Annotated in this window: 12 protein-coding genes; 1 reads left to right on the forward strand and 11 read right to left on the reverse strand. The window is 26.2% G+C overall.

Features of this window, described 5'->3' with window-relative positions; translation table 11 throughout:
- The 10 genes from BN6774_RS12160 to BN6774_RS12205 form a co-directional block, all read right to left on the reverse strand.
- The gene (locus BN6774_RS12160) at window positions 1-1,293 is read right to left on the reverse strand and encodes a TrkH family potassium uptake protein (protein WP_066894086.1); all 1,293 of its coding nucleotides are present in this window, start codon (window positions 1,291-1,293) and stop codon (window positions 1-3) included.
- A 306-nt stretch (window positions 1,294-1,599) separates the two neighbouring features.
- Complete coding sequence (locus BN6774_RS12165; protein ID WP_066894089.1) at window positions 1,600-2,337, reverse strand: YebC/PmpR family DNA-binding transcriptional regulator; 738 nt, start codon at window positions 2,335-2,337, stop codon at window positions 1,600-1,602.
- Between the two features lie 81 nt (window positions 2,338-2,418).
- Complete coding sequence (locus BN6774_RS12170) at window positions 2,419-3,066, reverse strand: YigZ family protein (RefSeq protein WP_066894092.1); 648 nt, start codon at window positions 3,064-3,066, stop codon at window positions 2,419-2,421.
- Window positions 3,063-4,466, reverse strand: a complete 1,404-nt coding sequence (gene pdxR, locus BN6774_RS12175; RefSeq protein WP_066894095.1) for a MocR-like pyridoxine biosynthesis transcription factor PdxR — start codon at window positions 4,464-4,466, stop codon at window positions 3,063-3,065. Before pdxR ends, BN6774_RS12170 begins: the two co-directional genes overlap by 4 nt.
- Before the next feature lie 11 nt (window positions 4,467-4,477).
- Window positions 4,478-5,377 (reverse strand): nucleotidyltransferase domain-containing protein, encoded by a 900-nt coding sequence (locus tag BN6774_RS12180; protein WP_066894098.1) that lies wholly within the window; start codon window positions 5,375-5,377, stop codon window positions 4,478-4,480.
- Between the two features lie 107 nt (window positions 5,378-5,484).
- Complete coding sequence (hflX, locus tag BN6774_RS12185) at window positions 5,485-7,281, reverse strand: GTPase HflX (protein WP_066894101.1); 1,797 nt, start codon at window positions 7,279-7,281, stop codon at window positions 5,485-5,487.
- A 101-nt stretch (window positions 7,282-7,382) separates the two neighbouring features.
- Window positions 7,383-8,549, reverse strand: a complete 1,167-nt coding sequence (locus BN6774_RS12190; protein WP_159426834.1) for a DHHW family protein — start codon at window positions 8,547-8,549, stop codon at window positions 7,383-7,385.
- A gap of 16 nt (window positions 8,550-8,565) precedes the next feature.
- A complete protein-coding gene (locus BN6774_RS12195) occupies window positions 8,566-9,969 on the reverse strand; it encodes an MBOAT family O-acyltransferase (protein ID WP_066894104.1) in 1,404 nt (467 codons plus the stop codon).
- Window positions 9,970-9,992: 23 nt separating this feature from the next.
- Entirely contained in the window at window positions 9,993-10,469 is a 477-nt protein-coding gene (locus BN6774_RS12200; RefSeq protein WP_066894107.1) for a DUF4358 domain-containing protein, read from the reverse strand.
- 5 nt (window positions 10,470-10,474) lie between these two features.
- Entirely contained in the window at window positions 10,475-11,254 is a 780-nt protein-coding gene (locus BN6774_RS12205) for a GDSL-type esterase/lipase family protein (RefSeq protein WP_066894110.1), read from the reverse strand.
- Window positions 11,255-11,480: 226 nt separating this feature from the next.
- On the opposite strand from BN6774_RS12205, the gene hpt reads away from it, so the two are divergent.
- Window positions 11,481-12,014, forward strand: a complete 534-nt coding sequence (gene hpt, locus BN6774_RS12210; RefSeq protein WP_066894113.1) for a hypoxanthine phosphoribosyltransferase — start codon at window positions 11,481-11,483, stop codon at window positions 12,012-12,014.
- Window positions 12,015-12,124: 110 nt separating this feature from the next.
- Here the strand turns inward: hpt and yunB are convergent, their stop codons facing one another.
- Window positions 12,125-12,781 (reverse strand): sporulation protein YunB, encoded by a 657-nt coding sequence (yunB, locus tag BN6774_RS12215; RefSeq protein ID WP_066894116.1) that lies wholly within the window; start codon window positions 12,779-12,781, stop codon window positions 12,125-12,127.
- Window positions 12,782-12,784: the final 3 nt, after the last annotated feature.

Here is a 12,784-nt window from a genome sequence, read left to right on the forward strand (position 1 = left end):
CTATCCAATTATAACTGTTTCTTCTGAGTAACAAGCATTAGATGACTCTTTAAAAGACCAAATTGTAGCCATTGTCATAGGTCCAAGCCTTCCTATAAACATAATTATTGAGACAATAATCTTACTTAAATCTGTTAGATTTGGTGTAATTCCAGTAGATAAACCTACTGTACCAAATGCACTAGTCACTTCAACTAATAATTGTATAAAAGAAAATTGAGGTTCTATTATACTTAGTGCAAATGTTCCAAAACATACTACAGCTAAAGCTAATATTATAATATTAAAGGCTCTAAAAATAACTGTTGTTGGTATTTTTCTTTTAAAAGCCACACAATGTTTATTAGTTGCAGTGCTATATATACTCTTAAATAAAGTAAATATTGTTGTTGTTTTTATCCCACCACCAGTTGATCCAGGTGATGCTCCTATAAACATTAATATTGTAAGTGTAAATAATCCTGCATTAGTAAAATTCCCTAAAGGATAGGTACTAAATCCAGCTGTTCTTGCAGAAGTACTAAAGAAAAATGCTCCAAGCCATGTAATATCCTCAGTAGCTTTTAAGAATAGTGTTCCTACAATAAGCAATATTGCTGTAGTTGTTATTACTACTTTTGTATGTAAACTAAATTTCTTAAAATTCCTTTTTCTAATTATCTCTTTAATAACTAAAAAACCAAGTCCACCAAATATAATTAATCCACAAGTAGTTAAATTTAATAATATATTGTTTTGATAAGGTATTAAATTTTTTAAACCTCCTAAAATATCAAATCCTGAGTTATTAAAAGCAGCTATTGAATGGAATACGCTTATTCCTAAAGCATCCAAAGGTTTATAATCCTTAGAAAATACTATATAGCTTAATATTGCTCCTACTACTTCAAAACTTAATGTTAAAAGTAAAACTGATTTTACAAGCTTAACTAATCCCTTCATAGAATCTAAATTCATCGATTCTTTAATCAAAACTCTTTCCTTAATTCCAATCTTTTTTCCCATTAATAAAATAAAGCCTACTCCAACAGAAGTAACTCCAAGCCCACCTATTTGAATTAATAAAGCTACTACAGCTCGTCCAAAAACTGTAAAAGTGTCAGCTGTATCTACTGCAATTAAACCTGTTACACAAACTGCACTAGTTGATGTAAAAAGTGCATCTACCAAAGAAACACTTGCTCCTTCACGAATAGATATGGGTAGCTTTAATAATATAGTTCCTAATACAATAACAGAAAAAAATCCCAAAACAATTATTCTGCCTGGGCTTACTTTTTTTAACAATTTCATATTAAGCTCTCCTTCATGACATATAACCGAAATAAATATTTGTTAATTATTTCTCGGTATTTAGCACTATTATATATTCCTTGTTTTTTACTGTCAATTTCGTTATTTTTACTGAATTTCTTTTTAAAAAGCTGATAAATGTAAATACCATTGTTTACATTCTATTTAATTATAAAACATCGGAAATGCACCATTTTAAGTGTATTTTAAAAGTTTACTCTTTTTTAAATTAATAAAAGGAGCCTTTAAGCTCCTTTTATATATTAAAAAGTTATTTATGTCATCTATCATATTACTTAAACAGACCTATTCGTCCCAACCTTCAGGGAATTCAGCATTGTGATAAACTTCTTGAACGTCATCATCGTCATCAAGTAAATCTAACATTTTTTGGAACTTCTTAGCATCATCTTCGTTGATTTCAGTATATGTATCTGGAATCATTTTAACTGCTGCTTCTAAGAATTCTAATCCTTCTGCTTCTAAAGCTTCTCTTACTGTACCAAAATCTTCTGGAGTAGTTGTTATTATAAATACTTCTTCTTCTGCTGAAAAATCTTCTGCTCCAGCATCTAAGGCAAGCATCATTATTTCATCTTCATCCTTACCCTCTTTTTCTATAACTATTTCTCCTTTTTCTTGGAACATAAAACCTACGCAACCTGTAGCTCCCATATTTCCACCGCCTTTAGTAAAGGCACTTCTTACATTTCCTGCTGATCTATTTTTGTTATCTGTTAATGTTTCTACTATTACTGCAACTCCTGATGGACCATATCCTTCATAAACTATCTTTTCGTAGTTTACTGCAGAAAGTTCTCCTGAAGCTTTTTTAATTGATCTAGTTATTGTATCATTAGGCATATTTGCTGCCTTAGCTTTAGCAATTACATCTCTTAATTTCGGGTTAGTGTCGGGAACAGGACCACCATTTTTAACTGCTATAACGATTTCTTTACCTAACTTTGTAAAGATCTTTCCTCTTTTTGCATCTGCTTTTCCTTTTTTATTTTGTATATTATGCCATTTTGAATGTCCTGACATTTTTTATTCCTCCCAACATTAATTAAAATTTATAAATACAGTGGAAATTATATCACAATTATTTTTCTCTGACAAATTTTATTAAATTAACTTATACAGTCTATTATCTTCCTTAAAATAAATATCCTCATCACTTTTGCTAATTAATATTTTCCCATTAGATATTTCGATAGCTTTTTCTTCTATTTCTTTTGCTAAATCTAATTCAGCTAATAAATGTACTACAACTTTATCTGTATATTCAGTGTCTTCAATATGCCAATTATTTTCATTGCAAGTATATTGAATTTTCCCAAGCATATCATACTCCATTTCTAAAGATAATTTAATTCCTCTTACCTTTTCAACTATTCCTGCTGCTTTTAAAGCAACAGAAGCTCCCTTTGTATAAGCCCTTGTAAGTCCACCCGCACCAAGCAGTATTCCACCAAAATATCTAGTAACTACAATGGCACAATCCGTTATATTACTTTTTTTCATTACCTCTAAAATAGGTATTCCAGCAGTTCCTTGCGGCTCTCCATCATCACTATATCTTTGAATACCCATGTTTTCTCCAATTATATAAGCAAAACAATTATGCGTTGCCTGCTTATGCATATTTTTTATTTCAGCTACAAAGGCCTTAGCTTCCTCTTCATTTTCACATCTTTTTGCATAACCTATAAATTCTGATTTTTTTTCAATAAATTTATCTTCACCAAAATTTCTTATTGTAACGTAATTCATTTAAGTTCCTCCTTTATTAAAGCTATCCCTTCCCTTATCTTTTCTTTACTTGCTTGTGAGAAACTAACCCTAAAAAACTCTTCTCCCCTAACAGAATCCTTAAAAAATATTACTCCAGGAGTAATATAAAGATTTTTCTTCTTTAATTTATAAAATAATTCCTTTGATGTAATACTTTTATTTTTCAACTCTAAACATATATATAATCCACCTAGTGGATCTATATACTTTATCTCATCACTAAGTTCTTTATCTATTAATTCCTTCATTAATAAATATTTTTCTTTATATATGCTTTTTTGATAATCTATATTCTTTTTCCAAAAGCCTTCATTTATATATAGTTCCAAAGCTCTTTGCATAAGACTTGAAGTGGCGATATCAGTATTTATCTTAGATCTTTGAATACTTTCTGTAAAAGAAGATGGTGTAATCATATATCCAAGTCTTATTCCAGGTAAAAATATCTTCGAAAAACTTTTTATATAAATAACTCTTTCATACTTATCTAAGCTTTTTAAAGGTTCATGTTTTATCTCATCACTATATATAAGTTCTGATAAATAATCATCTTCAATAATATAAAAGTCATATTTATTAGCTAACTCTAATAGTTTTATTTTTTTCTCTAAGCTATAACTTATTCCTGTTGGATTATGAAAATAGCTCATAGTATAAAAACAGCTTATACTATTTTTCTTTAATATTTCCTCAAAAACTTCTAAATTTATTCCATCTTTATCTAATTCCACTTCAAATATATTAGCTCTTCTCCATTTAAATACGGATATAGCACCACCATAAGTTGGCTTTTCTACTATAACATTATCATTTATATTTACAATAGCCTTAGATGCAATATCTATTCCTTGTTGTGCACCTGATACTATAAGGATATTATTTAAATCTAATTTATTCTCCCAAAAAGACTTATTTATTGTTTTTCTTAAATTTTCATATCCAAGAGATTCTTTTATTATTAATGCATTAGCTCCATCCCTATCTAAAACCTTATTAATTACAGTTTTAAAATCATCCATTGGAAAATAAACCTCTGAATTTGTTTCACCTGTAAAATCTATGATTTTCTGGAAATCATCAGAAGATAGATTTTTAAATATTTTAGAATATTCTCTATTAAAAACAGAAATAACTTCTTTTCTTTTGGCATATGTTCCTGAACCTACCTTTTGATAAGCATATCCATCGGCTTGTAATTTTTTATATGCATTTACAATGGTAACCTTATTCACCTCTAAATTATTAGATAAATCTCTTATTGTAGGTAATTTTTCTCCATCATTAATTTTCTTACTATCTATTAACTTCTTTAAATGATTAGCAATTTGAATATATTTAGGAACATCTTCTTTAAAAGATATCTCATAAACTTCTTTCATAAATCCCCCAATTATTTCTTATAGCTATAAACATTTTCCATAGCTAAAAGGCTTCCATTAGAGTCTCTAAACTCTCTTTTTTCTTTATTTATAATATTATTCTCGTAAAGAACCTTTAAAACTTCTTCTACTTTTATCTTAAAATTCTTAAAATATGGATTAAGTTTTATTTCATAAGAACTTAAAGGTTTATTTTGATCTTTAATAAAATTAATTAAATCCTTTGATATTTTCTCCATATTATATTCTAAGTAAATTTCCGTATAAGTTAATAAATCATTTATGTTTTCCTCACTAACATCGCTATATAATAATTTTTTTACCCTTTCATTAAGGTTATCATTTAAGTTACATGCCATTGTTAATGAATCTTTACTGACATTATATCCATTTATACTTAGATAAATCATAGAAAAATTATTTAAAGCTCTTATTAAAAGTTCATGAGCAGTATACATACTTCCCTTACTTAAATACTTTTTACATATTCCAACGTCTTTAAGAAAATTTCCTAGATAAACTAAGTTCCACCTACCTTTATCTGAATCAATCATATAAATTATTTTTTGATATAAATCAGTTATTTCACTATCTATAGAGTAAATTAATTTTGAAGATATTAGATAATCTTTAATTAAATTTATTTTTCCAGCTTCATTATAATAATTTTTAAAAGAATCCTTACTTAAAAATTTTATATGTACAGGTATTTCTAAAACTTCTGAATATACATCTCTAATTTCGTTGAAATCATCTTTGTAAATTGCAAATAAATCTATGTTTGATCCTTCCCATAAGTCACCACTTACCATGCTACCAAAAACAAATATAGAAAGGATATTAGTATTTTTTTTAAGTATTTCTGTTATTTCTTTATAGGCATTTTGATAATCTATTACTGATTTTGCCATGCTACTCCCCCTAGTTATAGAATTGTATTATTACAATTATTATATAGAATATATATAAAAACTGCAATAAAGTGAAGCCTTTATTGCAGTTTTTCATTTTATAAAACTTAAACAGATATATTAGTAACAAATTCTTTAGACTTATTGTATATTTCATCATCAACTTCTACTAACATATAAGTTCCGTTATCTTTATAATCTTCCTCTAATACCCTTCCATTTCTATGAAGATATGAATTCATGTCACTTCTATCATAAGGTATTAGATATTCACATTTTTTCATTTTATAAGGTAGTTTTTCTTCTATTAAATCTAATAATCCATCTAAATTATTACCTTCCTTAGCTGATATTTCTATTACTAAATAATCAGCACAAGCTTCCCTTAAGTTTTCTAGATTTTCCTCACTAGCCTTATCTATTTTGTTTAATACTAAAATCGTATCCTTATCTTTTGCCCCAAGCTCCTGGAGTACTTCCTCTACTGCATTTATTTGATCTAATGCATAGTTACTAGATGCATCTACCACATGACATAGAAGATCTGAATAAATAACCTCTTCTAACGTTGATTTAAATGCTTCAACTAAATCGTGAGGAAGCTTTCTTACGAATCCAACGGTATCTGTTATAGTTACTACACCTTTATTTTTAAGTACAATGGATCTTGTTGTTATATCTAAAGTGGCAAAGAGCATATCTGCTTCAAAAACTTTTTCTTTCCCTTGTACTTCCTTTTGAGCTGCTAAATCACATAACTTGTTTCTAAGAGTTGACTTACCTGCATTAGTATATCCTACTAAAGAAACCTTTGGAATACTCTCCTTATTTCTTTTTTCTCTTTGAACTTCTCTATTCTTCTTAATTTTTTTAAGTTCATCATTTAAATCATAAATAGTTTCTTTTATATGTCTTCTATCAGTTTCTAGTTTCTTTTCTCCAGGTCCCCTTGTTCCAATTCCGCCACCTGTTCTTGAAAGAACTGTACCAAGACCTTGAAGTCTACTCATTCTATATTTTAATTGAGCAAGCTCTACTTGAATTTTAGATTCTTTACTTCTAGCTCTCCTAGCAAATATCTCTAGGATTAATGTTGTTCTATCTATTACTTTAGCTCCAAGGGCTGCTTCTAAATTTCTTACTTGTGAACCGGAAAGCTCATCATCAAAAATAATTAAGTTTGCATGTCTGTTCTGTCTTAAAGAAGCAATTTCTAAAACTTTTCCTTTTCCTATATAAAAAGCTGGATCTACCTTGCTTCTACTTTGATAAACTAAATCTAAAACTGGTATATCACATGCTTTAGTTAATTCTCTAAGCTCATCTAAGCTTTCTTTTGTATCTGACCCTACTAAAATAGCTTTTTCTCCCTGCTCTTCTGTAACCTCTCCTTCTTTAATTAAGCCTTCTATATAGTGTATTTTATCTAATATATTAATTGAAAGTAATTTATCTAAAGAAAGATTTAAGTATTCTTCATAATCTAACAAATCATCATTAATTGTAATCATTGCTAATGAATAATCAGTTATATTTCCGTTATATACGCCTATAGCTACGATAGCATCTAGCTTTAATTTTAATAAAGCTGACATATCTAAGGCCGAAAGATTAGAAAATCCATTTGGATGTGTATGAACGACCCTTACTCCTGATAGTCTTTTTTCTCTTATATCTATCATTCCAATTTCCACTGATGTAGAATCACCAATAGTAACGGAAACTACTTTTCCTCTTCTATCTATAGCTACACTTATTTCTCTTTCTATTGTAGAAGATAGTCTTGAAATAATGTTTATTATTTCCTCACTACACACTTCATCTTTAAGAACTTTTATTCTATAAATATTTTCTAGTTCCTCAATATACGCCTTTTTTACTCCATCTATATTTCCAAATATCATTAAATATCACCCTACTTTATTATATTAACTATATAGCCTATTACTTTCTATTAATTATGTTTATATTATAAGTTATTGTCAAGTATTTATGCCATAATAACTTAGCTTGATAAGTTAAAAATAGAATCATCTTCATTAAAAGTATTCACATTATACAATAAAAGAACCTCTTCTATATTATTATTTTTAATAAAATCCCTAAGGGAATCTGTATAGTATCTCAAATCTATAAGATATATTTTCCCATAATTTTCTGATAAAAATGGAACAAAATTATTAGCATATGAGTCTTTTATTATTAATATTTTTTTATCAACATTTTTATCATTTTCTATCTCTATAAGTGGATAGTTTCCATCAAGAAAAACTTGATACTTGTCTTTACTTTCAAGCTTTTTACTACTAAATAGGCTAGTCTCCTTTTTTTGCTCTGTTACATAATTAACTATTACATTTAAGTTGTTTGGAATGTATAATTTAAGTTCATCTTTATTTAAACCAAATAAACCAATCTTCGAAGACAAACTTCCATAGAAATCATTAGAAGCTACAATTTGTTCAAAATCTTCTTTTTTCTTAGCTTCTATTCCTACAGATTTACAAAAAGCATCATAAGCAATATATGCCCCATCAGTAGTCCAATGATGGTCAGTCTTATAATAAATATAATCACTTTTATACTTTTTTAATTCATCATAAACTTCAATAAATTCAATGTCATCTATTAGATTTTCTTCTACCTTTTTTATATATTCTATCTCATCATCTACAGGAGCATCTTTAGGTAATTTATCATTAATAATACTTGTTGCCGTAGGTGCCAATATAAACTTAACATTTAAATCATTATTTTGCTTCTTAAATTCATTAATAACATCTACTTTATTAAGTAAATCATCCTTTGATTTTATTTTAAAGTCTTCATATAATTGATTGTCTTTACCTATATAAACATCATTTATTTTATTCTTTCCTAATATTATGTCTACTCTTGATTTAAGTGAAATAAATTTTTCTCTACTAAAGAATTGATCTGATACATAGCTATTAAATTTTTCCACATAATTTTCAGATGTAATTTTAGGCTTATTTTGCAAGTTTCTATTTTCAATTTCTGAAAATTCTTTATCATCCGTTATAATATTAGCTATGACAAAAATAAATAGCATTAGTATAAAAATTAAAGATATACTTATAAAATATGTTTTATTAAATTTTTTAATTTTTTTCTCAATTATTGAGTTTCTATATTTATTATTACTTTTCATATACATTCACCTGTTTCTAGAATCTAAAATATAAGAATGGATTATAACTTTCAGAAACTAAATATGATATACTTATTATAAAAATTATAAATTTTATAAATAATATTAAAGTTAGGTCCTTCAGCTTAAAAAATTTTTTCATTTTTTCTAATGTATTATCAAAAAATCCTGTTGCCAGCATAATGGAAATTATAATCAATATAATATTAGTTCTTAATAAATACATTCCTAAATTATCAACATTAATACTTCCAAATCCAAACATTACTTTTATGTAATCTATAGCTACACTAATGTTTTCAAAATCAAAAAACACCCATCCTATTACAACAATTAGCATGGTATATAAATTACATATCCTTCCTGGCAACCTTTTTAATAGCTTTTTAAAGAATGTTTTTTCTAAATACAATACACTACCAAAATAGAGTCCCCATACAATGAAATTCCAACTTGCACCATGCCATAATCCAGTTGTAAACCATACTATAATTATATTTCTTAATTGTATTAACTCTCCTCTTCTATTTCCTCCTAAAGGAATATATAAATATTCCTTGAACCAACTTCCAAGAGATATGTGCCATCTTCTCCAAAATTCAGTAATACTTTTTGATATGTAAGGTAAATTAAAGTTTTCTAAAAAATCAAAACCAAACATTTTCCCTAATCCAATAGCCATATCAGAGTACCCGCTAAAGTCAAAATATATTTGCAAAGTAAATGCTATTATACCTATCCATGCTGACAATAATGATAAATTACTTTGATTAACCAACTTAACTTCACTCCATATAATTCCTAAGTTATTAGCTATTATTACTTTTTTTCCTAGGCCTATTATAAATCTTTCAACACCTTGTCCAAATTTAATTAAAGTTATTTTTCTGTTATCTATCTGCTTTTCTATATCAGAGTACACTACAATAGGACCAGCTACTAACTGTGGAAACATAAGTACATACAAGGAAAATTTTATTATATTTCTTTGTGGAATTATCTTTCCTCTATAAACATCTACTATATAAGAAATTAATTGGAAAGTATAAAATGATATACCTAAAGGTAATGATATTTCCTTAACTCTTAAATTAGAATTAAAAATTATATTTATATTATCTATTAAAAATGAATAATATTTAAAAAATATTAAAATTCCTATATTGAATAATACTATTGTAAAAAGTATCATATTTTTCTTTTCTTTATCATTTCTATTATTATACATTAATATAGATAATATATAATTTATCATCATACTTATAATTATTAATAAAATATATTTTGGCTCACCTAATGTATAAAATAAAACACTGAAACCTAATAAAATTATATTTTTATATTTAAAAGGTGATATATGATAAAATACTAATACTATTGGTAAGAATACAAAAATAAAAGCTAAACTACTAAATACCATATTTACTACCTCATTCTTTTACACTATCTAAAATTTTCATTTATTATTTTTTCTATTTTTTTGTTATCTTCCTCAACAATCAATATTAAGTTACAACCCTTAACTTCAAAAATACTCTTATCTAAAAGTGAATATGCATCTGCATTATAATCTTTAAAACTATTTTTTTTATTTTCTAAAACATTTTCGATATTTTTCTTATTATTATTTAATGAAGTTTCATTTTTAAATTCAATTACTAAGACTTCTTTGGGATTCATATTATTTTTTGTTTTAAAAAATAGAAACTCATTTATATCATTTTTAGATATACCATATATCTTTCTAATATCCTCTAGAGTTCCTTCATTAAGATCTTCATCTAAGCTTTGTCTAATACTCTCTCTTAGGCTTGTCATATTTAATTCTTTTACCTTTAAAAAAGGATATGCTAGTATAAAAAATAGCATTACTAAAATAATTTCTATAATGTATATCTTAAAATATTTTCCCCTAATCATTTATATTATGCTCCTTTTAAAATGCCTTCTTTTAATGTTTCTAACCATATACTATAGAACTCGTACTTAAAATGAATTCCATCGCCTTCATACAAATCACTTCTATCAATAATTTTTGAATTTATATCAATATACATTACGCCGGTTTCATTACAAACTTCTTGAATGATGCCCCTAAACATTGAGATATTTTTATTTGTTAATCTATAATTTGTATTTATAGCTTCATCAGTTACATTAGTTGGTGAAATTATATATATTTTTGTATTTGGCAAATCCTGTTTTACTTTATTTATTAAGTCTATATATATTTTTTTAAAATTGCTTGGTGTAAGTAATTCATTTAGACTATCAAACTCAATGACATCATTCATTCCATAAAACAACACTAAATTATCAGGGTTTACTTGTTTTACTTTTTCTATTTTATTAAAAGCATCCTTTACATTATCACCCTTATCAGCCATAACATTATATTCATTAACAAATTGGTAATCAATTAATCCTTCAGTTATTGAGTCCCCTAAAAACATAGTATCCTTATAAAATTGAAAAAAACTTACATCCTTATAGTCTTCAATACTACTTTTAGTTTCATTTTTCTTTTCTTCTTCTTCGATTTTATTTTTAATTTTAACTAACTCTTTTTCCTCATCTTTTTTCAAACGTATTATTGCTTCATTAATATTTTTAGGATCATTTAACAATTTAGAGCTAAAAAAAATACCTCTTATCCCTGCGTACATTAAAACTATCCCTACTAAAATTAATAACCATCTTTTCATTAGTAGCACCTCTTATATAATTTTCTATTTAAAATTATAATCCCATTTCATATTGATAAGTTACAAAATTATTACACATTAAATACATAATTATTACTTTTATATATTAGTTTATGTTCTTTTACATATTTAAAATAAAGTTGCAAATATTATAAAAAATATGTACTATTAAATATAATATAAAGTTTATTAAGGTCTATATTTTTATTTAGGAGGATTCATTTAAATGGAAGATAAAAAAAGAAATATTCTTTTTACAGAAGAACAAATTAAAAATAGGATAAAGGATCTTGGTAAAGTAATTACTGAAGATTATAAAGATAAAAAACTTTATGTTCTACCTTTACTTAGAGGAAGCTTTATTTTTGGAGCTGATATATTTAGAGCTATAGATTGTAAAGCCAAAGTTGGATTTATGACAACTTCAAGCTATGGTCATGGAGAAGAAAGTACTGGGGAAGTTAAAGTAGTTAACGATATTCCTGATAATATTGAAGGATGGGATGTTCTTATAGTGGATGATATAATTGATACTGGATATACAATGGAATTCGTTATTAATTATGTAAAAAAACGTGGTGCTAAATCTGTAAAGACTTGCACATTATTAGATAAACCTTCTAGAAGAAAGGTAGATTTAAAGCCAGATTATTGTTGTTTTGAAATTGAAGATTTATTTGTAGTAGGATATGGTCTTGACTATGAAAGCTTTTATAGAAATGTTCCCTATGTTTTTAATTGGGAAAACAATGATAATTAACATTTAATAATTAGAAATTAATACTGTAATTTATATAAATTGCTTTAAAGAATTTTAAAACTCCCTTTCGGGAGTTTTTCCTTTATTCTTCATTTTTAATCCTTTAAATTTCATTGCTTATTAAGTTCTATAGCAGTGTTCGGTATTTTTCCAACTATAATAGTTTCTGAAATTGGAATCTGAGAAACTATTTCTACATCTTTACTGTTTAAAGGGACTATTATTTTCATCTTCATATTTACATTAAGATATATTTTATGTCTTGTTTGATTAATTCCAGCACTTTCAAATACAGATTCATAACTACTTGTAATGTTTCCAACTTGTGTCATTTTAATATTAATCTTTGGTCCTAAGTTATAAAATACAAAATTTTTAGTCATATAACCTAATGGCACCTTTAACCCAACTGCTTCTAAATCACTTATTTTATTATTTGAAGCCAAAATTAATTTTGATGCTAGATAATTAAGTTTAACAGTATCTGCCCTAAGCATAGTAATATTTCCTTCATTATCTTTTTCCGTAACTATAATATCATTATAATTGAAATCTTTTGAATAAATATCTAAAGCAGTTTCATTAATTATAGTTGTAGCTTCTCTTCTTAGGCTTTCTTCTCCTATAGATAATACAGCTGGTAAAATATTTTTATTAAAAAAGTACAGAATAGAATTAAATAATACAAAAATGGCAATAATAACCATTATAATCTTAGGGTGTTTTAATTGAAATCGTATTTTGGATTTTTTTGTATAATACTTCATGGG

Origin of the sequence: Clostridium nigeriense, assembly GCF_900086595.1 — a bacterium.
Classification (GTDB): Bacteria; Bacillota; Clostridia; order Clostridiales; family Clostridiaceae; genus Clostridium; species Clostridium nigeriense.